The sequence below is a fragment of the Clostridium sp. AM22-11AC genome, assembly GCF_003473545.1.
Classification (GTDB): domain Bacteria; phylum Bacillota; class Clostridia; order Lachnospirales; family Lachnospiraceae; genus Enterocloster.
In genome coordinates this window covers 100,749-124,321 of sequence record NZ_QUCM01000007.1, presented here as the reverse complement: position 1 = coordinate 124,321, position 23,573 = coordinate 100,749, and the positions used below count along the sequence as shown (strand labels likewise).

At 45.4% G+C, this 23,573-nt stretch carries 20 protein-coding genes; 14 read left to right on the top strand and 6 right to left on the bottom strand.

Annotated features, from left to right (window positions below):
- Positions 1 to 259 precede the first annotated feature (259 nt).
- Complete coding sequence (locus DW251_RS09410) at positions 260 to 1,189, bottom strand: hypothetical protein (protein ID WP_118300865.1); 930 nt, start codon at positions 1,187 to 1,189, stop codon at positions 260 to 262.
- A 155-nt stretch (positions 1,190 to 1,344) separates the two neighbouring features.
- Positions 1,345 to 1,659: a hypothetical protein gene (locus DW251_RS09405; protein ID WP_118300863.1), complete on the bottom strand. Its 315-nt coding sequence runs from the start codon at positions 1,657 to 1,659 to the stop codon at positions 1,345 to 1,347.
- A 95-nt stretch (positions 1,660 to 1,754) separates the two neighbouring features.
- On the opposite strand from DW251_RS09405, the gene DW251_RS09400 reads away from it, so the two are divergent.
- Positions 1,755 to 2,591 carry a glycerophosphodiester phosphodiesterase family protein gene (locus DW251_RS09400; protein ID WP_118300861.1) on the top strand — a complete coding sequence of 279 codons (837 nt, stop codon included), beginning with the start codon at positions 1,755 to 1,757 and terminating at the stop codon, positions 2,589 to 2,591.
- A 34-nt stretch (positions 2,592 to 2,625) separates the two neighbouring features.
- On the opposite strand, the gene DW251_RS09395 is transcribed toward DW251_RS09400, so the two are convergent.
- Together DW251_RS09395 and DW251_RS09390 are read right to left on the bottom strand one after the other, a co-directional pair.
- The gene (locus DW251_RS09395) at positions 2,626 to 3,063 is read right to left on the bottom strand and encodes a hypothetical protein (RefSeq protein WP_118300859.1); all 438 of its coding nucleotides are present in this window, start codon (positions 3,061 to 3,063) and stop codon (positions 2,626 to 2,628) included.
- A 180-nt stretch (positions 3,064 to 3,243) separates the two neighbouring features.
- Positions 3,244 to 4,626: a cell wall-binding protein gene (locus DW251_RS09390; RefSeq protein WP_118300857.1), complete on the bottom strand. Its 1,383-nt coding sequence runs from the start codon at positions 4,624 to 4,626 to the stop codon at positions 3,244 to 3,246.
- A gap of 268 nt (positions 4,627 to 4,894) precedes the next feature.
- Here DW251_RS09390 and DW251_RS09385 point away from each other — a divergent pair, with 268 nt between their 5' ends.
- From DW251_RS09385 to clpX, 11 genes are all read left to right on the top strand, one after another.
- On the top strand, positions 4,895 to 6,901 hold the full coding sequence (locus DW251_RS09385; protein ID WP_021869461.1) for a thiamine pyrophosphate-binding protein: 2,007 nt from the start codon (positions 4,895 to 4,897) through the stop codon (positions 6,899 to 6,901).
- 53 nt (positions 6,902 to 6,954) lie between these two features.
- Positions 6,955 to 7,926: an NAD(P)-dependent oxidoreductase gene (locus DW251_RS09380; RefSeq protein WP_118300855.1), complete on the top strand. Its 972-nt coding sequence runs from the start codon at positions 6,955 to 6,957 to the stop codon at positions 7,924 to 7,926.
- A 1-nt stretch (position 7,927) separates the two neighbouring features.
- On the top strand, positions 7,928 to 9,061 hold the full coding sequence (locus DW251_RS09375; protein ID WP_118300854.1) for a class I SAM-dependent methyltransferase: 1,134 nt from the start codon (positions 7,928 to 7,930) through the stop codon (positions 9,059 to 9,061).
- Positions 9,062 to 9,072: 11 nt separating this feature from the next.
- Positions 9,073 to 10,029, top strand: coding sequence for an NAD(P)-dependent oxidoreductase (locus tag DW251_RS09370; protein WP_118300852.1), 957 nt, complete (start codon positions 9,073 to 9,075; stop codon positions 10,027 to 10,029).
- Positions 10,026 to 11,003 (top strand): glycosyltransferase family 2 protein, encoded by a 978-nt coding sequence (locus DW251_RS09365; protein WP_021869457.1) that lies wholly within the window; start codon positions 10,026 to 10,028, stop codon positions 11,001 to 11,003. Before DW251_RS09370 ends, DW251_RS09365 begins: the two co-directional genes overlap by 4 nt.
- The gene (locus DW251_RS09360; RefSeq protein WP_118300850.1) at positions 10,993 to 13,218 is read left to right on the top strand and encodes a glycosyltransferase family 2 protein; all 2,226 of its coding nucleotides are present in this window, start codon (positions 10,993 to 10,995) and stop codon (positions 13,216 to 13,218) included. The genes DW251_RS09365 and DW251_RS09360 overlap by 11 nt, the downstream gene beginning before the upstream one ends.
- Entirely contained in the window at positions 13,211 to 14,197 is a 987-nt protein-coding gene (locus DW251_RS09355; protein ID WP_118300848.1) for a glycosyltransferase family 2 protein, read from the top strand. The genes DW251_RS09360 and DW251_RS09355 overlap by 8 nt, the downstream gene beginning before the upstream one ends.
- A gap of 128 nt (positions 14,198 to 14,325) precedes the next feature.
- Positions 14,326 to 15,744: an undecaprenyl-phosphate glucose phosphotransferase gene (locus tag DW251_RS09350; RefSeq protein ID WP_118300846.1), complete on the top strand. Its 1,419-nt coding sequence runs from the start codon at positions 14,326 to 14,328 to the stop codon at positions 15,742 to 15,744.
- 47 nt (positions 15,745 to 15,791) lie between these two features.
- Positions 15,792 to 17,519 carry an LCP family protein gene (locus tag DW251_RS09345; protein ID WP_021869453.1) on the top strand — a complete coding sequence of 576 codons (1,728 nt, stop codon included), beginning with the start codon at positions 15,792 to 15,794 and terminating at the stop codon, positions 17,517 to 17,519.
- A 103-nt stretch (positions 17,520 to 17,622) separates the two neighbouring features.
- Positions 17,623 to 19,008 (top strand): trypsin-like peptidase domain-containing protein, encoded by a 1,386-nt coding sequence (locus DW251_RS09340; protein WP_021869452.1) that lies wholly within the window; start codon positions 17,623 to 17,625, stop codon positions 19,006 to 19,008.
- Positions 19,009 to 19,035: 27 nt separating this feature from the next.
- Positions 19,036 to 20,415 (top strand): ATP-dependent Clp protease ATP-binding subunit ClpX, encoded by a 1,380-nt coding sequence (gene clpX, locus DW251_RS09335; RefSeq protein ID WP_118300872.1) that lies wholly within the window; start codon positions 19,036 to 19,038, stop codon positions 20,413 to 20,415.
- Positions 20,416 to 20,438: 23 nt separating this feature from the next.
- On the opposite strand, the gene DW251_RS09330 is transcribed toward clpX, so the two are convergent.
- A complete protein-coding gene (locus DW251_RS09330) occupies positions 20,439 to 22,226 on the bottom strand; it encodes a S8 family peptidase (RefSeq protein ID WP_118300844.1) in 1,788 nt (595 codons plus the stop codon).
- A 151-nt stretch (positions 22,227 to 22,377) separates the two neighbouring features.
- Between DW251_RS09330 and DW251_RS09325 the strand changes: the two genes are divergently transcribed.
- Positions 22,378 to 22,848: a signal peptidase II gene (locus DW251_RS09325; RefSeq protein WP_021869449.1), complete on the top strand. Its 471-nt coding sequence runs from the start codon at positions 22,378 to 22,380 to the stop codon at positions 22,846 to 22,848.
- Here DW251_RS09325 and DW251_RS09320 read toward each other — a convergent pair.
- Complete coding sequence (locus tag DW251_RS09320) at positions 22,838 to 23,200, bottom strand: TIGR04086 family membrane protein (RefSeq protein ID WP_021869448.1); 363 nt, start codon at positions 23,198 to 23,200, stop codon at positions 22,838 to 22,840. The two genes, DW251_RS09325 and DW251_RS09320, sit on opposite strands and share 11 nt — an antisense overlap.
- A 131-nt stretch (positions 23,201 to 23,331) precedes the next feature.
- On the opposite strand from DW251_RS09320, the gene scfA reads away from it, so the two are divergent.
- A complete protein-coding gene (scfA, locus tag DW251_RS09315; protein WP_021869447.1) occupies positions 23,332 to 23,478 on the top strand; it encodes a six-cysteine ranthipeptide SCIFF in 147 nt (48 codons plus the stop codon).
- Positions 23,479 to 23,573: the final 95 nt, after the last annotated feature.

The following is a 23,573-nucleotide window of genomic DNA, read 5'->3' as shown; positions in this document are numbered from 1 at the left end:
TTTAGGCAGGTTTTATTGACATGCCTAAAAACTACTGTATAATGCAGATATGGGCAGAATCCGGAAAATCGGCTCTGCCCATTGTAACTATTCACAAATCTTATATCAGTTTTTAACGTTTACACAAAACTTGAAACGGTCTCTTAGGAAAAGCAGCCACTAAGGAACATATATTCCTTGGCGGCTGCTTTTTCAAAAGTATAAGATATTGACCGGATCAGATACCAGATCCACCTGGATTTTACAAAATAACAACAGGTCAATAAACCAGATACTTTGCCCGGTTTGGTGTTGCGGTGGTTTCATTTTCATCCCATACACCATCTTCGCTGATCCAGTAGTACAGGTTTTCGCCAAGTGCTTTGACGTAGCAGCTGGTTACCATATAGCCGTTTCCGTCAAAGTAATACCATTTTTCGTTGATCTCCCGCCAGCTGCAGGCAGGGTAGGACTCATCTTTGTATACAAAACGCCATTTATTTCCAGTTTTTTTCCAGTTTCCATTGTCGCTGTACCATGCGTCCTCTACAGAAAGGATGTAAGGCTCTGAACCGGCAGACCAGCTGCTGTTCTGGCTGCCGTAGGTGCTTACGGCGCGGACCGTAAAGACATAGGAGCCGGCATTGTTGATATAGTCGGAAAAATCATAGGAGGTTCCTTTGGAGGTGACAGTTACAAGGGTTTTTCCGTCTTTTTTCAGGCAGACTTCATAGCCGTCACATCCTTCGATATTGTCCCATACGGCATTTTTTCCGCTCCAGGACAGATCTGTGATCTTAGGGAGCTGGCCGCCGATGCGGGATAAATAAACCTGAAGGATCAGTGTGCTTCCGTCGCTGTCAATCTCTGAGCTTTTATACTGGACATTGCAGCCGGACAGAGAGAAGGTACGTCGGTTTGGAGTGGAGAAACGATAACCTTCAGCAGCGGAAAGTTCAATTTCAGCGCAGGGCCATTCCCCATAATCCCAGGTGTCATCGTCTTTCAGATATTCACTGCCTTCTACAATAAAAGACTGGCTGGTAGTGGTGGCAGTAAGCGTTCCAACAGCCTCCCCGCCTTTTGGTGCCCCATCCCAGGAAAATGAGAGAGGTACAGAGGAAATGGTTTCTTCTCCATAGGCGGAAAATGATAGTCCTGCACATAGGCAGGCTGCGGCGACAAGAATACGAAAATGTTTTTTCTGCATAAAAAGATCCCCTTTCCGATACGTGATATAACTGATCTGTGTAATTGTTATACCTATATTGTACCTTATTTGAAAGGGGATGTCTAAAAAAATATTTACAGTTTTATGAAAGCTTTTTTAAGATGCGTATTTTTAGAAAAATACGTGCTATACTATCAGTCGAATAAAGACTGGATCAGCATTTTGATCATGGAATCGCAGGTGCGGATGTGAAGTTCGTTTGCTCCTACACAGCGAAGGGTGGTTGCCATTAAAGTATCTTTTAATTCCGGTTCGCAGATGCTGATCATGTTTGCACAGGATTCCACGATGGAATTTAAGCGGCTGGCTTTTTCGATGACTTTTGTGATCTGATCCTGAGTCAGGTAGAATACGAAGTCAGTCATAGCATCGCCTGGTTTCTGTGAGCAGGTTACACTTGAAAAAGAATAGGTTTCTTTTAAATCGTTAAGCAATTCGTTGATACTCATTTTTTACTCCTCTTTTGTAAATGTGGCTTTATGTACTATGATATGCCACCAGAGGAGACATTTCAAGTGAAAATTTGTTTCAGGAAGTGATATTTATGATTTTGAAAATAAAAAAAAGAAAAAAAGAGGCAGTCAGGGGAGGCGTTGTATTTCTCATGGCTGCCTGTATTTGCCTGGGGCAGGCGGCGCCTGTTTTTGCTTTAGATGCAGCCTGGAGTCAAAAAGTAGAGATCACAGCCCACAGAGGTGATTCCGTAAAAGCACTGGAAAATACGCTCCCTGCTTTTGAAAAGGCCATAGAAAGCGGGGCAGACTGGATCGAACTGGATGTAAAGGAGACCAGCGATAATGTTCCGGTGGTATTTCATGACAGCAGTTTAAAGCGTCTCATGGGACAGGATGGAACAATCCGGGAAATGACTCTGGAAGAGATCAAAAAACTTCATCCTGCCGCCAGTATGGGACCAGGATATAATAATGTAAAGATCCCGACTCTGGAGGAAACGCTGGATACCTGCAAAGGCAGGATAAAACTGAATATTGAAATAAAAGAGGACGGAACGGAAAGCAGTGATTTTACAGAACGCGTCATACAGCTGATCCGGGATAAGGGAATGACAGACCAGTGTATGATCACATCGTTCTGCTATAGTGTGTTGGAAAAGGTAAAAGCCGTAGAACCATACCTCAAGACTGGATATATCCGGTCAAAAGATATAGAAGATTTCAGCCAATATCCGGCTGCAGATCAGTTTATGCTCAGTATTGAGCTGATCCAGAAAGAACGGGTGGATCAGATCCACAGCCTGGGAAAGAAGGTTACAGCCTGGACAGTCAATGATCTGTACTCCCTGCGCAAGTGTGAAAGCGCTCAGGTAGATGATATGATCACAGATGATCCGGGAGGCTTATTAAAATTAGATGATCAGTGATCATCGGTGTAAAAATCGTTTTCATGTATTTTTCCTAATGGTCTGTATGGGTGGATTTGTCATCCTGCAGATTGTTTACGATCTGGGCGGCACTTTGGTCGGTATAACCCTTCTGTTCACGGATCATCTCCCAGATGGTGTCGTGCATCCATTTCACAGTGTCGCTTAAGATCTTGTTTTCTGTGTCCAGACGCATGATCTCGATATTCATTTCTGCAATAATCTCACGGCTGTTGAAACGCTTGTGAGGAGCATTGATCCGTTTTAAGAAAGAAGGGTTGTCCTTCATGATCTCCTGAGCCAGGTAGTCATCCCGCTCACGACATCCCATATCCATAAATTCTTTGTAATACATACGCGCCATATGCATTACATCCGGATGGCAGCATCTGGGACACTGTGGATGGCGCGAAGTCTGATAGTAAGCATAGTATCCGCATTTTGGACAGTAAAAAACGGCGAGTTCTCTCATCACAAATCCCCCTTTTTATGTAGAATGATTGTTGAAAAATACTTTACATTATAAATAACGCGAAAATCTCCAAAATATACCGCCTGTTTTTAAAAAAATCAGAAATTCGGCAAAATGCACAAAAAAGGGCGCTCCTTTTTGTGAACGGATGGGGAAGGAGCGCCGTTTTTGGGGATGATCTTACTGGATGATGCCTTCTGTGTTTACAGTCCAGATCATATCGTTTTCGTCTTTAAAATCTTTGTATCCGCTGCCAAGTTCCGGTCTGGAAGCAGACTTGGAGGTGGAACCTGCCTTCTGTACAGCACCGTTTACATTTACCAGATAGCGTGTATCGTCTAAGGAAACAGGGGCAAAACGTAAATCTTTGTCTGCTTCCTGGCGAAGGCCATTTACATACAGGGTGTTATCTTTGATGCCATGGTAGCCCTGTCCTTTTTTACTGCCTTCTGCGTGGAAGAGCCAGTTCTGGGTCTCCCCAAGGTCCTCATCATAAATGGTCTGTTTCCCGGTTTTCATAATACCTTCTTCGTCAAAGTAGTAATTGGCAGCTGTACCGTCAGAGAGCTTGATGGACTGCTTGCCGGTCTGCATCTCACCTGCTGTGTTGAAGGCATATTTTTTGGAGTCAATGGTGAAGATCTCCAGGTCCTCTTTTCCGTAGTAAGGAGCACCGTTCTTGAAGTAGAAACGGAAATATTCACCGTCTTCGCTGATATTTTCCACGCCTTCAATGGTACGCCAGCCGGAAGCACGTTTTCCGTCTTCATCATAGTATTTATAGCCGGAGATCGTTGGAAGGGATACAGAGTTATCTTCCTGATCTGCGGCAGTTGCCTGGGAAGCAGTTGCAGTTTCTGCAGAGTCTTCTGCCTGAGTATTGTCGGATGCAGCAGTGTTCTCAGTGGTTACAGGAAGCTTGTACCAGCCAGTCTGCATTTTTCCTTCCTCAAAGGTATAGTAGGAACCGTCGATCTTTTTGTCGATCTCATTTTCGATCCGGCGTCCGTTGGAGTCAAAATAATACCAGGCATTCAAATCTTCCGGATCATCTGTTTCTTCTTCTAAAAGGACCCAGCCGGTCTTTCTGCTTCCGTCTTCGCCAAGATAATAGTTATAGCCGTCTACCTGGATGGAGCCGGTCTCCATGATGCTGTCTTCGTTGAAGTAGTACCAGTTTCCGTCAATGGAAGCCCAGGTGGAAGTTAAGGCTTTGCCATCTTTTCCATAATAGTAATGAAGGAATTCAGGAGCGTCATCTTCGGACCAGTAATCTTCGTTGTCCATAGTGACCCACTGGTAGGTGACACGTTTTCCTTCTTCGTTTACATAGTATTCGTCGATCTGTTCGGAATAAGCGCGAACGCCGTCAGCGTTTAAGTAATACCAGTCATTTCCGGATTTCTTCCATGTATCTGTAAGGGGATCTCCGTAGGAGTCGTAGTAATACCAGTTTCCGTTTTCTTCCGTCCATCCGGCTGCTTTTGCATATGCCGGAAAAGCCATGGATGCAGTAAATACTGCAGTGGATAATACAGCCAGGAATGTTGTCTGTTTTCTCATAATATAAATTCTCTCCTTTTGATGTTTTGAAAATGTGTTTTGTTAGTGGCCGTTGATCCGTTGTTTGCATTACGCAGGTCATTATAACCAGGATAAAGCCGCCTTTCCAGTGAAGGTTACTGGTAAGTCTGGGCATGGTTTCCACACTTGGAAATGGGCGTATCCAGGAGCCCCTTAAGGAAAATGACAGTAGGTTTTTTAAGCATTTTGTGGTATGCTTGTTTTCAGATAGATTGATGCGTAAACGACTTAAAGGAGAAAACGTATTATGAGGATGAAAGTTTCAAACTATATTTCTGAGATGTTAGTGAAAGCTGGGATCCACCAGGCATTTATGGTTACAGGCGGCGGTGCCATGCATTTGGATGATGCATTGGGACATCAGGAAGGCCTTCACTGTATCTATGATCACCATGAGCAGGCCTGCGCCATTGCAGCAGAGGCATATGCCAGGATCCATAATGAGATGGCAGCTCTCTGCGTGACCACAGGTCCTGGAGGCACCAATGCCATTACCGGTGTTTTAGGTGCATGGCTGGACTCCATTCCAATGCTGGTACTTTCCGGACAGGTGCGCTACGATACCACAGCAAGGTGGTCCGGTACAGGGATCCGTGCTATGGGCGATCAGGAATTTGATATTTGTAAGGCCATTGACTGTATGACCAAGTATTCAGAAATGGTCATTGATCCTTTACGTATCCGCTATTGCCTGGAAAAAGCATTATATCTGGCAAAGTCCGGCCGCCGTGGTCCAAGCTGGCTGGATATTCCTTTAAATGTCCAGGGTGCGTATGTGGAGACCGATGAGCTGATCGGATTTGACCCGGTAGATTATGAAAACGGAGGAAATGGCTGGGCAGAGAAGAAAAATGTACCGGCTATCCCGGAAGATGAGGCCGGAGAAGGTGAAAAACGCCAGGTTCTTCCAAAGAAGGTAACAGAAGAGATTGCAAAAGCGATCATTGAGAAGATCCGTCAGGCAAAACGCCCGGTGATCAATGCAGGAAATGGCATCCGTCTGGCAGGTGCCCATGAGACTTTCTTAAAAGTGGCAGAAAAACTGGGTATTCCGGTTGTTACAGGCTGGGACAGTGAGGACTGTATCTGGGATGAACATCCGTTATATGTAGGCCGCGGTGGAAATATGGGTGACCGTCCGGGAAATTTTGCTATCCAGAACAGTGACCTGGTGCTTTCCATTGGAAGCCGTTTAAGTATCCGTCAGGTAGGATATAACTATAAAACCTGGGCCAGAGCCGCTTATGTGATCGTAAATGATATTGATGAAGAGGAATTAAAGAAGCCATCGGTTCATGTAGATATGCCGGTCCATGCAGATGCAGCAGATCTGCTGGCAGTATTGGATCAGTGTCTGGATCAGGTATTAGAGGCAGAAAAAGATACACTTCCGGACAGTTTAAGTGAACCTGGAAAGAAACAGGTATTTACTTACGGCGAAGGTCTTAAAGGGATGACATGGAATGAGACCTGCGCTATGTGGAAGAAGAAATATCCGGTGGTACAGAAAAAACACTGGGAGCAGGGCGAAGACAAGGCAGCTAATGTATATGCAGCTGTTCAGGCCATCAGCAGCCGCTTAAAAGAAGGACAGATCACAGTAGTTGGAAATGGCTCTGCCTGCGTAGTAGGCGGACATGCCCAGATCATTAAAAAGGGACAGAGATTTATCTCCAACTCAGCAGTGGCTTCCATGGGATATGACCTTCCGGCAGCCATCGGTATCTGGGCTGCTTCCAGAAAGGACGGCGCGTACAGCATGGGCGCTGCCCGTGAAGGGGAAGATGTGATCCTGATTACGGGAGATGGAAGTATCCAGATGAATCTTCAGGAGCTGCAGACCATCATCCATCACAAAATGGGTATTAAGATCTTTATTATTAACAATGGCGGTTATCATTCCATCCGTCAGACCCAGAAGAATTTCTTTGGGGAGCCATTAGTAGGTGTTGGTTATGACAGTGGTGACTTAAGCTTCCCGGACATGGAAAAATTGTCTGCTGCTTATGGTTATCCTTACGTAAGAGCAGAACATAACGGACAGCTGGCAGAGGCAGTAGAAAAGACCCTTGCCATGGAAGGACCGGTGATCTGTGAGATCATTGTATCTACAGACCAGAACTTTGAACCGAAGTCTTCCGCAAAACGGTTGCCGGATGGAACTTTGGTTTCTCCGCCATTGGAAGATATGGCACCATTCCTTCCAGATGAGGAAATGGACGAGAACATGATCATTCCAAGGATCAAAGGATAAATATTCCGTCTGTTGGCGGTATCATCATAAAGATAGAAAGGATCAGTAATCCTATGACCGTGATCGTTACAGGAGCTACCAGTTTTATTGGAAGAGCGGTTGTAAAGGCACTTTTAGAAGAAGGATGCAGGGTGGTGGCAGTATCACGCCCTGCATCAGCCGGGGCAGGAAAGCTGCAGGAACTTTTTGAGGACCTGAAAAAGCAGGCCGGGGCAGAAAAAAAGGTTTTCGGCAGCCTGGAACTTTGTTTTTGTGAACTGGGAGAAATTGAAAAACTGGAAAAAATTTACAAAAAAGAAGAGTTGCAGGCAAAGGCATGGCTTCATTTAGGCTGGGACGGCGCTGGAAGTGACAAGCGCAAAGATGTAAAGCTTCAGGAAAAGAACATTGGTTATGCCCTGCAGGCTCTTCACACAGCAGCGGCTCTTGGATGCAAACGCTTTTTGTTTTCCGGTTCCCAGGCAGAATACGGGATCTGTAATGAATGGATGAAAGAAGAACAGGAGTGCCATCCTGTATCCGAGTATGGAAAGGACAAAGTCCTGGTATATCAGCAGGCAACCAAAGCGGCAAAAGAACTTGGGGTAGACTACATCCATACCCGTATTTTCAGCGTGTATGGTCCGGGGGATCATCCATGGTCTTTGATCGAGACCTGTATCCGGACTTTCTTAGCTAACGGGAATATGGAAATGGGTCCCTGTACCCAGCAGTGGAACTTTCTGTATGTGCAGGAAGCGGCACAGATCCTGGTAAAACTTCTTCTTGGCAAAGTTCCTGCAGGCGTGTATAATGTGGCAGGAGAAGATACAAGACCGTTAAAAAGCTATATTGAAGAGGTTTATGAGCTTTGCGGCAGAAAAGGAAGCTATGAATTTGGATACCGGCCGCCGAATGCGGAAGGCTGTGTTTCCTTGATGCCGGATCTTACAAAATTAAAAAAAGCCATTGATTTTCACCAGCAGGTTTCTTTTAAAGAGGGAATCTTAGAGACCATAAAAGAGGCTAAAAAGGAGAACATATAAAATGAAACGATGTATTGCCTGCGGGGCTCCTCTCTGGGAGACACCCCTTCTTACATTAGATAATATGCCGGCGTCTGCGCAGCACATGCCAGATGCAGAACATGTAGGAGCTGATAAGGGACTGACTTTGGATCTTTGCCAGTGCAGCGGCTGCGGTCTGGTGCAGTTTGACTGTGAACCTGTGGATTATTACCGGGATGTGATCCGTGCCGGTGGATATTCTACGACTATGGCAGAACTTCGCAGAAAGCAGTACAAACATCTCATCGAAACCTATCATCTGGAAGGAAAGCGTTTTATTGAAGTTGGCTGTGGCCAGGGCGAGTTTTTACAGGTTTTAAAGGAATTTCCGGTAGAGGTTCATGGAATAGAACATGATCCGGCTCTGGTAGAACTTGCAAAAAGCAAGGGCATTGATGTAGTACAGGGCTTTACAGAGACAGAAGATACGGTGTTCCCAGGTGGACTTTACGATGTATTTTTATCCTTTAATTTCCTGGAACATCAGCCGGATCCGGTGACTATGCTGCGTGCTATCTGGAATAATCTGGAAGATGATGCCATGGGACTTATTACAGTGCCAAGTTTTGAGTACATTATGGAGCACAGCAGTTATTATGAACTGATCCGTGACCATATTGCGTATTATACCTTTGATACACTGACTTCCCTGATGGAGAGAAGCGGATTTGATGTAGTAGAAGCTTCTATGATCAACCGGGATACTCTTTCCCTGATCGTGCGCAAACGTCCACAGGTGGAAACAGAAAACCTGCTGGAGTGCTACGTAAACCTGCGGGAAGAGATGAATACGTATATGAAGTATCTGAGGGCATGGCATAAGACTGTGTGCATATGGGGAGCCAGCCATCAGGGCTTTACACTGGCAGCAACTACCTGTCTGGGAGAAAATGCAGAATATATCATCGATTCGGCGCCGTTTAAACATGGAAAATATGCACCTGCTTCCCACCTTCCCATCGTACCGCCGGAGTATTTTGAAGCCCATCCTGTAGATGCCATTGTGATCACAGCTCCCGGCTATACAGATGAGATCACAGGGATCATAAGAAAGCGTTTTGGGGATCAGGTAGAGATCCGTGCCATGCGCTCCAATCACCTGGAAATGGTCTAGGAGGAAATCAGATGAGGATCGTTATAACAGGAGCTACCGGATTTATTGGAAGTAATCTGGCAAAACTGTTTTTAAAGAAAGGTGCGGAGGTTTTTGTGCTGGTGCGCCCGGAGTCCACGCACCTGGATGTACTTCCGAAAGATGAAAAACTTCATGTGGTTTCCTGCGGTTTAAGCAATGTAATGGACTGCGTTTCTTATATTAAAGAAGCGGACGCCTTTTTCCACCTGGCATGGGGCGGTGTGAACCGTCAGGAGATCGACTCACCTGAGGTTCAGGCGAAAAATGTAGCTGGCTCCCTGGATTGTATCCGGGCGGCGAAAGCATTAAACTGCCGTATGTTTATGGATGCAGGTTCCAGAGTGGAGTATGGTCTTACAGATGGCTTTATGCAGGAAGATATAGAATGTCATCCGGTGAACCAGTATGGAAAGGCAAAATGGGAATTTTACCAGAAGGCAGTGCCTTTATGTGAAGAACTGGGACTCCATTATGTGCATCTGCGCTTTTTCAGTGTATATGGAACAGGAGACCATCCCTGGTCTATCATTTCCACTCTTGTGCGGGAACTTCCAGCAGGAAACAAGGTTTCTTTAAGCGCATGCAGACATCAGTGGAACTTTATGTATATTGATGATGCTGTGGAGGCAGTGTATGAGTTGTATGAACAACTGCCCCAGTCTGCTGATGCAGGGGTTAAGAAAAATGGTCTTGTAAGCACCATTGTAAACATTGCCAGCAAAGATACGAGAGTGTTAAAGGACTTTGTAGAGGAGATCCATTCCATTGCAGGTGGTGCCGGTGAATTGGAGTACGGGACTTTTGTCCAGGCAAAAGAAGGTGCCCTTTCTATTAAGCCGGATATTTCACGTCTTACACTGCTTACCAGTGGCTGGCAGGAAAGATTTACCTTCCGTCAGGGCATTGAAATTATGATGAAAAAAGAGAAAGAGAACAAAAACCTATGAAAAAGATCAGTGTATTGATTCCCTGTTATAACGAGGTGGAAAATGCAGGCCCCATCAGCAAGGCAGTAACCGATATTTTAGAGAAGGAACTGCCTCAGTATGATTATGAACTTGTATTTATTGATAATGACTCCACAGACGGAACACGGGATGTGATCCGTGGACTGTGTAAGGAAAATCCAAGGATCAAGGCTATTTTTAATGCAAGAAATTTCGGTCAGTTTAACTCTCCGTATTATGGCATGCTCCAGGTAACAGGAGACTGCGTTATTGAGATGGTAGCAGATTTCCAGGATCCGGTTGAGATGATCCCCAAGTATGTCCATGAATGGGAAAAGGGCTATAAGATCGTTATCGGCATTAAGACCAGTAGCAAGGAAAATAAGTTTATGTACTGGCTGCGCACCTGCTACTACAAGACCATTAAGAAAATGTCTGATGTAGAACAGATCGAACATTTTACAGGTTCCGGTCTGTATGACAGGGAATTTATTGAGATCCTGCGCAAGTTAGATGATCCCACACCGTTTTTGCGGGGTATCGTAGCGGAACTTGGCTATAAGCGCAAAGAGATCCCTTATGAGCAGCCAAAGCGCCGTGCAGGAAAGACACACAACAATTTCTACCGTCTGTATGACGCTGCCATGTTAAGCGTTACTTCTTATACAAAAGAGGGACTGCGCCTGGCAACGATCTTCGGCGGTGTCTGTGCAGCAGGAAGTATGATCATTGCCCTGATCTATCTGGTGATGAAGCTGATCTGGTGGGATCGTTTTCCTGCAGGTATGGCGCCTATGCTCATTGGAATGTTGTTTTTAGGCTCTGTACAGTTATTCTTTATCGGCTTTCTGGGAGAGTACATTATGAGTATCAATCAGCGCGTGATGAAGCGTCCTCTTGTGATCGAAGAAGAACGGCTGAACTTTGACCAGAAAGATGAAAATGCAAAGGACGGTAAGGCAAATGAAGTATAAAGTGGATGTGGTCCGTATCCGTGAAAATTCCATTACACTGAACGGATGGGCTCTGGGAAAGACCCCGGAGAGCAAGGTCACTTTCCGGGTAGAAGATGAACATCACCAGCCGGTGAAGTGCAAAATGGTTTCTACCAGAAGAGATGATGTAAGCCAGATCTATTTTAAGAAAGTGATCGATAAGGAATTTGGCTTTGATATCCAGTTTCCATATGAGAGAGGAAAAAGTTACTGGCTGCTGATCCGCTGTGATGGCAGACAGGCAAAGATCAAATATAATGAAGAACTGATCACCAAGAGAGCCAGTGTTGCCCACAAGCGCATGGAAAAGATCAAAGATCTGATGAACATGGAAACGGTCCATGTAGCTCTTGATTTCTGGAAGGAAAATGGTCTCCGTGCCCTTATTAAAAAATCCTGCCATAAGATCCAGGGACTGGATAATGATTACGATTATGGTGAGTGGTATGAGCTGACCAAGCCGACAGAGGAAGAACTGAAGGCCCAGAGGGAAACACATTTTGAAAAAGAACCTTTATTTTCCGTAGTCATACCGGTATACAAAACACCGGAGCGTTATCTGAAAGAGATGTTAGACTCCATCCTGGACCAGACTTATGGAAACTGGGAAGTATGTATTGCAGATGGAAGCCCCAGAGGCCAGGATGTGGAAAAGGTATTAAAGAAATATGCACAGAAAGACTCCCGGATCCGTTATGAGATCTTGGGGGGAAACAGGGGCATTTCCGGAAATACCAATGCAGCTCTTGCTATGGCAAAGGGGGAATATGTGATCCTGGCAGACCATGATGATACCATTCCGCCTCAGGCATTTTATGAGGTGGCAAAGGCTATCAATAAGCATCCGGACTGTGATGTGCTGTATTCAGATGAAGACAAGCTGGATATGGATGGGAAGGCTTTATTTGATCCTCATTTTAAGCCGGATTTTAACCCGGACCTGCTTACCAGTGTGAATTATATCTGCCATTTGTTCGTGGTGAAAAAAGAGTTATTAGACCAGGTAGGCGGCTTCCGCCAGGAATTTGACGGAGCCCAGGATTATGACTTTATCTTCCGCTGCACTGAGCAGGCAAAAGAGATCGTCCATATCCCACAGGTACTTTATCACTGGCGCTGCCATCAGGACTCTACTGCCAGCAATCCGGAAAGCAAGATGTATGCTTTTGAGGCTGGTTCCAGAGCGATCATGGCCCATTATGAGCGTATGGGCATTCCGGCAGAACGTGTGGAAAAGGGCGTAGATTACGGTATTTACCATACTACCTATAAGATCAAAGGAGAGCCCCTGATCTCCATTATTATTCCAAATAAGGATCACAGCAAGGATCTGGATGTGTGTGTCCGGTCTATTTTAGAGAAGTCTACTTACCGGAACCTGGAATTTATCATTGTGGAAAATAACAGTACAGAGCCGGAGACTTTTGCGTATTATAAAAAGATGAAAGAAAAACATCCGTCCTTCCATGTAGTTACCTGGAAAGAAGGCTTTAATTATTCTGCCATCAACAATTTTGGCGCATCCTTTGCAAAGGGAGAGTACCTGCTGCTTCTTAATAATGATACGGAACTGTTAGAGCCTGACAGCATTCGTGAAATGCTTGGGTTCTGCCAGAGAGAAGAGGTTGGTATTGCGGGAGCAAGGCTTCTGTATGCAGATGATACCATTCAGCATGCAGGTGTTGTTATTGGTTTCGGCGGTATTGCTGGACATACCTTTATCGGTCTTCACAAAGCGGAAAACAGCTATTTCCACCGTGCAATGTGTGCCCAGGATTACAGTGCTGTTACAGCTGCCTGCCTTATGACAAAGAAGTCTGTGTTTGAGGCTGTGGGAGGTTTAAGTACGGAACTGGCAGTTGCTTTCAATGATATTGATTACTGCATGAAAGTTCGTGCTCTGGGAAAACTGGTAGTATATGCCCCTTATGCAACTCTTTACCATTATGAGTCCAAATCCAGGGGACTGGAAGATACGCCTGAGAAGGTGGCGCGGTTTAACAGGGAAGTAGCTATTTTCATTAAGAAATGGCCGGACATCATTAAAAATGGTGATCCTTACTACAACCCGAACCTGACGTTAAGAAAGTCCAATTTTGCCCTGCGTGATCTGTTAAAAGAAAAGATCGGTGAACCTTACGACCTGTCAGTTTATGATAAGTTTGCACCTGAGGAGAAAAAGAGTGATGAGTAATAAGGCGAAAGTAACGGTGGTCATTCCCAATTATAATGGTCTTAAGTTTATGGATCCCTGTTTTAAGGCTCTGAATCTGCAGCTTTGCCGTGATTTTGACATCCTGGTAGTGGATAATGGTTCTACAGACGGAAGCGTAGAATGGCTGAAGGAACATGAGATACCAAGCATCTTCCTTGAGAAGAATACCGGTTTTTCAGGGGCTGTAAATGTGGGGATCAAAGCCTCAAAGACCCCTTATGTGATCCTTTTAAACAATGATACAGAACCGGACTGCCACTATATTGGAGAGATGATCAAGGCCATTGAACGTTCACCGGAGATCTTTTCTGTAAGCAGCAAGATGATCCAGCTGTATGACCACAGCAAAATGGATGATGCAGGAGATATGTATACACTGTTAGGCTGGGCATTCCAACGGGGCGTTGGACGTCCGGCTACAGGATACAACCGCAGCTGTTCTGTTTTTTCTGCCTGTGCAGGTGCTGCCATCTATCGCAGGGAAGTGTTTGAGACCATCGGTTATTTTGACGAGATGCATTTTGCTTATCTGGAAGATATTGATGTGGGTTACAGGGCGAAGATTTATGGTTATAAAAATGTTTACTGCCCAAGCGCCATGGTATACCACGTGGGAAGCGGTACCAGTGGATCCCGTTACAATTCATTTAAGGTCCGTCTGGCAGCAAGAAACAATATTTATCTGAACTATAAAAATATGCCATGGCCCCAGTTGCTTCTAAATGCTCTTCCGCTGGGACTGGGGATCCTGGTAAAATATGGATTTTTTAAGAAGATCGGGTTTGGAAAAGATTATCTGGACGGTCTGAAAGAGGGAGTGAAGACAGCAAAGCTGTGTAAAAAAGTAAAATATAACAGAGACCACCTGAAACATTATGCTGCCATTGAGTGGGAATTATGCACCGGAACTCTCCTCTATATCCGGGAATTTCTGGCCCGTCAGGCGGCAAAACGGTGAAGTTTATTATATTTTAAGAGAAAAGTTATGGAATAATGGGATTGTATCATGTATAATGTTTTGAATGAAGAAGCCGTTTTCTCCGGCGGGGGGAAATGAGTGAACAGCTTAACAAAAGGTGATATACAATGATAAAAGATAACCAGAAAAGCCTGAACCATGTTCAGGTTCTTCTGGATGCAGTGGTAACAGCAGTAGCCTATATACTGGCGTGGTTTATTATCGTCAGCGGAAAGGTAGTGCCTTTAAGAGGAGCAACTCTGGAGCCGGGACCTTATTTTCTGGCACTTATATTTATTGTTCCTGTTTATCTGATCTTAAATGGCTGTTTTCATCTGTATGTACCAAAGCGCATCCAGGGAAGAAGGGTTGAATTTGCCAATATCTGTAAGGCAAATGTGATCGGCCTGATGCTTTTTACGCTGATCCTTTTCGGCGGAAGAAGCTTTATTGTACATCTGGGGTATTTCTCCACCAGAATGCTCCTGGTGTTTTTTGTTTTAAATATACTTCTTCTGGCAGGAGAACGACTGGCGATCCGCCTGTTCTTACGTTCTCTTCGTACCAATGGTTACAACCAGAAGCATGTGCTCTTAATCGGTTACAGCCGTGCGGCAGAAGGTTTTATTGACCGTGTGACTTTAAATCCGGAATGGGGCTATCATATCCAGGGTATCCTGGATGACCATAAAAAAGCAGGTTATGTTTACAAGAAAGTCCAGGTTTTAGGACCGATCTCCCATTTGGAGACCTTTCTTGCAGCGAATACCTTAGACGAGATCGTTATTACTTTAAGTATCGGTGAATATGCAAATCTGGAACAGATCGTTGCGGCCTGTGAAAAGTCAGGTGTGCATACCAAATTTATTCCGGATTACAATAACATTATCCCTACGATCCCTTATATGGAAGATCTTCAGGGACTTCCGGTGATCCATATCCGCCATGTACCTCTTACCAGCGTATTTAATGCAACTATAAAGCGTATGGTAGATATCTGTGGCGCACTGTTTGGAATCATCCTGTTTTCGCCTCTTATGCTGCTGACAGCAGCATTGATCAAACTTACTTCTCCAGGTCCGATCATTTACAGCCAGGAGAGGATCGGACTGCACAACCGTCCTTTTAAAATGTTTAAATTCCGTTCCATGGAAGTACAGGATCCAAATAAAGAAAAGAACCAGTGGACAACCCCTCATGATCCCCGTGTTACTCCGGTAGGCCGTTTTATACGAAAGACCAGTATTGATGAGATGCCTCAGTTTTTTAACATTCTCATTGGAGATATGAGCCTGGTTGGTCCAAGGCCGGAGCGGCCTCTTTTTGTAGAAAAGTTTAAAGAAGAGATCCCACGTTATATGATCAAGCACCAGGTAAGACCAGGTCTTACAGGCTGGGCGCAGGTCAATGGTTACAGGGGAGATACTTCTATTACAAAGAGGATCGAGCACGACCTGTATTACATTGAAAACTGGAGCCTTGGATTTGATTTTAAGATCATGTTCCTGACGATATTCAAAGGCTTTATTAATAAAAACGCATACTAGAATGACAGCGGTCTGACTGCTGTTATCACTACAATGAGGAAACGTACATGAATCACGACTTTGATAATGAATTTGAAACGGATGACGAGTTAAAAAGAGGGCGCAGCCGCAGAAAAGACGGAAGGAAATACGCTTCTTCCGGACTTACCGGCAGAACAGGCAGTACAGGAAGAGGCAGCCGGACTGCAAGGACGGCAGCCAGGTCCGGGAAAAGCCGCTTAAGGACCATTATCATTTTTATTGTGGCAGAGATCATTGCACTGGCACTGATCGGCGCAGGCTGGTATGGAAAGCGTATGATGTCCCTGATGCAGACGGATACAGAGTTTAATAAGTCTGATATGACAAATCCTTATATCTCTGTGGAAAAAGAGCAGGCTATGAAGGGATACTGGACCGTAGCTCTTTTTGGTGTGGACAGCCGTGACAGTTCTGTGGGCAAAGGAAATATGTCCGATGTTATCATCATCTGCAATATCAATCAGGAAACAGGGGAGATCAAACTGGTCAGCCTTTTCCGTGATACGTATCTGAATGTAGATGATAAAAATGGTTACAACAAGATCAACCAGGCTTACTTCAGAGGCGGCCCGAAACAGGCAGTAGAAGCCTTAAACAGAAACCTGGATCTGGAGATCAATGATTATGCTACATTTAACTGGAAAGCAGTAGCAGATGCCATTAATATCCTGGGCGGTGTAGATGTGGAACTGAGCAAGGCGGAGTTTTATTATATCAATGCCTATATTACAGAAACAGTAGAGTCTACAGGTGTTGGCTCTTATCAGTTAAAGAGCGCAGGCCCGAACCATTTAGACGGTATCCAGGCAGTTGCCTATGCACGCTTAAGAAAGATGGATACAGACTTTGCAAGAACAGAACGTCAGAGAAAGATCATCCAGTTAAGCTTTGATAAATTAAGACAGGCAAACTTTTCTGTTGTTAATAATGTAATGGAAGTGGTATTCCCACAGATCTTAAGCAGTATCACATTAGATGATGTGATCCCGGCTGCAAAGAACCTGACCCGTTATCATATCGGTGATACCGCCGGCTTCCCTGAGGCAAGAAGTGATGCCAATATGGGTAAAAAGGGTGACTGTGTCATTCCGCAGACCTTAGAGAGCAATGTGGTTTCTCTTCACAAGTTCCTGTTTGGTGACGAAAATTACACCCCAAGTGATATGGTAAAGAAGATCAGCGCAAAGATTGCTTCTGATACAGGTCTGTATAAAGAAGGAAAGCCGGTAGGTGATGTTGGTACAGATGGCGGTTATATTCCTAAGACTACAGAGGCAAAGAAAGAAGACAAGACAACAGCGGACGGCTCAGAAAGCAGTTCTTCTTCTGAAAAGAACAATGAAAGTACTTCTTCCACAAAAGAGAGTATTATTGACGGTGAAACTGATTTTGAGTATGAAACAGATGAAGATGGAAATGTGATCGATCCTCCGGAAGATTATATACCACCAACCAGTAAACATTCTTCTGAAACGACCCAGAGTTCTCATACAGGTGAAAGCAGTCAGGCCCATCCGGGAGAGACTACAAAGGCAGCCCATCCGGGAGACTCCACAGAAAGCTTAAAGCCTACGGTTCCAAGCGGTACGCTGTCACCTTCCCGTACCACAGAAGCGGCAACTACAGAGGCTGCTACAAAACCATATGGACCGGGAAGCAGTGAAACAACAGCAGCTTCATCCTTCAATCCTGGAAACAGCATCAAAGAAGAGAATGTAGGCGGTCCGGGAGAGATGATCTCACCGGCAGCTTAATAAGCATTAAAAGATAACACCAAAGTTTAAGAAAGAGATTTCGTGAAAGCAGGGAGAATTCCTCTTTTGCGGGATCTCTTTTTGGAAGGAGAACAGATCATATATGAGGAAAAACAATTTGTTGAAAAAGACAGCCTGGATCGTTCTTTCCGCAGTCCTTTTTGGAACCGTGGCAGGAACGGTTATGACCGGGATCCAGATTGCGTCTTCCGGAATGGTTTCCCAGTTTTTTGCGATCGTTGCGTCAGATGAGGATACAGTAAAGGCGGAGGGAGAAGCACTGCCGCCTCCAGAACCATTTCCGGGAGAAAAGATACCGGAAACATTTCCACAGGCAGCAGACATTCCGGCACCGTCAACGGATGTTTCAGAGATCGTAGAAGAGGCAATGCCAACGGTTGTGGCAGTTGCCAGCACAGCCGTTTACCAGACTCCGGATTACGGATACAGCTGGTTTTTCGGAGGCGGAAGCCAGTCTTATGAGGTGCCAAGCAGTGGTTCCGGGATCATCATTGGTAAAAATGATACGGAACTGCTGATCGTGACCAATAATCATGTAGTGAAGGACACAGTATCATTAAAGATCACATTTGTAGATGATACAGCTGTGGATGCTGCGGTAAAGGGGACAGATGCAGATACAGATCTGGCAGTTATTTCCATCCCGATAGATCAGATCCCACAGGAAACCCAGGATAAGATAGCCGTTGCAAGGCTTGGGGACTCAGACAGCTTAAAAGTAGGACAGGGCGTGATCGCCATTGGAAATGCTCTTGGGTATGGCCAGTCCGTTACAGTGGGATATGTAAGCGCCTTAAACCGGGAAGTACAGACTTCCGACGGAAATACAAGAGTCCTGCTTCAGACAGATGCAGCCATCAATCCGGGAAACAGTGGTGGCGCCCTTTTGAACATGAAAGGGGAAGTGATCGGCATCAATGCGGCTAAATATTCCTCCACAGAAGTAGAAGGGATTGGCTATGCCATTCCTGTTTCAGGAGTCCAGGAGATTTTAGATGAACTGATGAACCGTAAGACCCGTTCTGAAGTAGAGGAAAGCAGACGGGGATATCTGGGGATTCAGGGAACTACAGTAGATGAAGAAACAGCGGCAACCTTTGATATGCCGAAGGGCGTTTATGTATACAAGATACTGGAAGACGGGGCTGCGGCTGGCTCTGAACTTCGTGAGAAAGATATTATCACCAAGCTGGATGGCATGACTGTAAAGAGTATGCAGGAACTGCAGAAATTCCTGAAAGGCTATGAAATGGGAGAGACCATTGAACTGCTGGTGCAGCGCCAGGAAGAAGGCCGGTATAAGGAACAGCAGATCCAGATTACGCTGGCAGGACTGCCGGAAGGTGAAGGACAACAGGAGAAACAGGATAACAGGGAGCAGCCCGGGGAAACAGCACCTTCCAGAAGAGAAGACAGTAATCCCTGGAGTTTTCCGGGAAATGGCTTCCCATGGGGAAGAATGTGGTAAGGAGAAAAGACAGTGGACGATAAGAATATGGAAAACGAGATGACAAATGGATCCCAGGATGATAATAAAAATAACGATAATTATGAGAAGATCTGCTATATGTGCCGCAGACCGGAGAGCAAGGCAGGACCAATGATCTCAATGCCGGGAGGCATGTGTCTGTGCCATGACTGTATGCAGAAGGCTTTTGATACAGTGACTAAGGGAGGCATGGATTTTTCAAAAATGCCCAATATGCCTTATATGAACATGAATTTCAGTGACTTAAGCCAGATGCCGCCAGTGAATGAGATCCCTCAGAGCCAGAAACTGAAAAAGAAAAAAGAACCGGAAAAGCAGCTGACTATGAAAGATATTCCGGCGCCTCACGTTATAAAAGGCAAGCTGGATGAATATGTGATCGGCCAGGACAAGGCAAAGAAGGTCATGGCAGTAGCTGTTTATAATCATTATAAGCGCGCCTTTTTAGGTGGTTCCGACCCAGACGGTGTTGTGATCGAAAAATCCAACATTTTAATGATCGGCCCTACAGGAAGCGGCAAGACCTATCTGGTAAAGACGCTGGCAAAGCTTCTTGATGTGCCGTTAGCTATTGCAGATGCCACATCCCTGACTGAAGCCGGTTATATTGGCGATGATATTGAAAGCGTTGTTTCCAAGCTGTTAGCAGCTGCAGGAAATGATGTAAAACGGGCAGAAAAAGGCATTATCTTTATTGATGAGATCGATAAGATCGCAAAGAAAAAACAGACCAATACAAGGGATGTAAGCGGCGAGTCCGTTCAGCAGGAACTTTTAAAGCTGTTAGAAGGCAGTACCGTAGAAGTTCCGGTGGGATCCAATCAGAAAAATGCAATGACTCCTATGGCTACTGTAAATACAGATAATATCCTGTTTATCTGTGGAGGTGCTTTCCCGGATCTGGAAAATATCATCAAGGAGCGCCTTACAAAGAAATCCTCCATGGGATTTGGAGCTGCCTTAAAAGACAGCTATGACAATGATCCGGATCTTTTAAGCCATGTGACCAATGAAGATCTGAGGGCATTTGGAATGATCCCGGAATTTTTAGGACGTCTGCCTGTAAATGTTACCTTAAAGGGACTGGATAAGGATATGATGATCCGGATCTTAAAGGAACCGAAAAATGCCATCCTGCGTCAGTATGAAAAACTTCTGGCACTGGATGAGGTAAAACTTGTATTTGAAGAAGACGCACTTTCCTGGATCGCAGAGGAAGCCTTAAAGCGTGGAACAGGCGCAAGAGCCCTCAGAGCCATTCTGGAAGAGTTTATGCTTGATATCATGTATGAGATACCAAAAGACCCGAATATCGGGTCTGTGGTGGTCACAAGGCCTTATCTGGAGAAAAAGGGAGGTCCCCTGATCCAGGTAAGAGAAGGATAAAATGAATTGGGTATGGAATTCGATCACTCCCGCAGCCGTAAAAATGTCTGCAGCAGATCCAGGGTTCCATACCCAAATTCTTTATTAGGATAGGTAAGGGACGGATTTCTGGCTGCGCCCCGGATCAGATAACTTTTAATAGAAGCCTCGCTCATAGTAGGGTAGTTTCCCATAACGATCCCCCAGCTTAAAAGATTGGCAACTGCTCCTGCAGTGATGGCGGCTGCAGCGCTGGTACCGGTGCGGCGGGAGAAGGCAGGAGCAGTACCGGCTGCTACACTGGATGAAAGCCCAGGGCGAAAAGCAGCTGAGATCCGCACCGATGGCCCCAGGATCTCCACTCCCGGAGCAGCCAGATCCGGCTTTACATAATCTCTGCTGGTGTAGCCACGGCTGGAATGGATGTAGATACTGTTGTTTCTGTGATTGTAGGCCCCTGTTGTAATAGGCAGGCGGGAATTGCCGGGAACCGTGATCGTGTTTGAAGGATCCGGTTTTAAAAATACAGTTTCATCGGAGATAAAACCCTGAACCGGCAGCCACATGTGGTATTCTCCCGTAAGAAACTGTGTATTGTATACACGAATGGTCCAGATCCCCGGGGAAGGACGCTCAAAGCGCATGGATACAAGCTGGCTTCCGCTTCCAGCCTCGATCAGCTGATAACTTACCGTGATGACCGTAGACTCTAAAAGAAAAGGGATACGGGTCTCGTTGTTGGATAAAATGGGGATCCGGCTGATCCGCTCTCCACCGGGAGATACAAAGCCTACTGTATACAGATCGGCAGCAGAAGACCAAAGTTCCAGGATAAAGCCACGTTTCCCTTCTTCTTCTCCTACCCGAAGTTCCACATCTTCAAAAGAAGTGTCAGCGGAAAACCTTCCTGCGTAATGGTGGGCGAGTCCTGTTTCATTTCCTGCTGCGATTACAGTGGCGATTCCGAAAAAGCCGCCATAATTCTGCGTTACCTGGCTTAAGGGGGAGGTACCGGTATGGCTGCCGTAATTGGTTCCAAGTCCTAAAAGGATCACTAAGGGGCGCCGGAAACGGTCAGCAGTGACTCTCAGGTATTTAATTCCCATCATAATATCATTTTCCTGGAAAGCAACAGTCTCTTCCGGGATCAGGTAATAGTCCCGCAGATATTTCTTTGCAGGCTTTAATTTTACAATGGCAAGATCTGCCATGGGAGCGGCGCCTGTGAAGTTTTGAAGGGGGAAAGCAGATCCGGCTGCAAGGCCTGCCAGGAAAGTGCCGTGGCCATCTGTATCTTTGGAAGGTACCAGGGAAAAAGGATCCTCTAAGGTTAAAGCTTCGTTGATCTCTTCATGAGTGAATTCCGTTCCATAGGAGGCACCGCCCATGGGATAATATTCCGGTACGCCAGGAGAAAAAACAGAAGGATCCTCAGGAAGGGTCTGATCCCACAGACCAAGGATCCGGGTCGTTCCGTCACTTTTACGAAAAACAGGACTTGTATAGTCGATCCCTGTATCTACAATACCAACGATCACCCCGCTTCCCATATTGCTCAGTGCAGGTGTCTGAAGGGCAGGAAGGATCCTGGCAGCTTCCATAGCGGAGTCATCCAACAGGGTAAAAAGAGAGGGAATGCTGTAGTAGGGCTGACGTTCCAGGGAAAGGGGAAGTGCATTTTCAAGTTCTGTATAAAAAACAGCATAATCATTGCTTACATAATCCACACAGGGAAACTGCTCCGGGTCCCGGAGATTATTCTGCAGGGATCCAAAACGGTAAATGAAATCAGCGACATCCTGGGAAGCAGGATTTAAGATACATTCAGCCATAAAAACCACCGGTAAAATGCTTGTTATCAGTATATGGGAAAATCACCGGAAGTTACCTGCATATCTGGACGGAAACGGGATAATATTGTAAAATGGACTCATGAAAAAAGTACGAACCTGTTCCATGTACCAGAAAGGATGGATGTATAATATGATCTTACCGTGGCTTACTGGCGGCATTGCTGCCCTGGATCTGTTTATAAAAGACGAAATAGAGCGGGAAGGGGAAGAAGAATTTCCAAGGGACCTTCCCGGCACAAAGGGGCTGATCCGCCTTCATAAAAGTTATAATTCCGGATTTCCTTTTGGCTTTTTAAAAGAACGCCCGGAACTGGTAAAAGGGATCCCCCTGGCAGTTACATCTGCTGCAGCAGGCGCATTAGGCGCGTTTATGACAAAAAAGGGCTGCCTGGCCCAGAAGATCGGCCTTTCCATGGTCCTTGGAGGTGCTATCAGCAATCTTTATGACCGTCTGGTAAAAGGCTATGTAGTGGATTATTTCTCCATTGAATTTAAAAGGCTGAAAAAGGTGATCTTTAATCTGGGAGATATTTTTGTATTTTTAGGCAGCCTGGTATTTCTGATCGGGGAACTGTTGGAGGATATAGACCTTAAAAACTGAGCATTCCCCCAAGGGTTCCGCCAAAGGCACACACGCCTAATACCATGAGAGATCTGGCAGCCTGGATAGAGGCCCGGGGATCCATAGCCCAGGAAGCAGCAAAAAGGATGAGAAAATAAAACATTCCTGACAGCAGTCCCCAGAAAAAACGCCGGTTTCTGACTTTTCTTCCTGTGAAAAATCCACCTGCGAAACAGGCTGCAAAATACACAGCAAAGATCAGCAGGTTTACCAGACTTTCTCCCAGGCGCAGTTTGTAAAGGGCAAAAGCCAGTGCCCCTAAAAAGAGGGCAGAAAGGGCATAGGAGATAAAAAGAGAGCGCAGCAGCGGTTTTATCACTTTAGTTTCCATAGACATCTCCCTAAAATATGTTTACAGTCAAGTATATTCACCATTGCAAGCCAACATAACCTATGTTATAATTTTATGGAGTTTATTCATATGTGCCTTTTGAGGCATATAAAAAAAGGAGGTACTGTACAATGAAGCATGTAAAGACTTTAAATGCCAATACCTTAAAGGATACCATGAAGAAGGGCGGATGTGGCGAGTGCCAGACTTCCTGCCAGTCTGCATGTAAGACTTCCTGTACCGTTGGTAACCAGAGCTGCGAAAACTCTGCCCGCTAATGGTATAGGTCGGTAACGGATTAAGTGTGCAAAGCCCCTATGGTCACAGAGATTATAGGGGCTTTCCCATGTGATTTGGATTGGCCTGAAAGGCC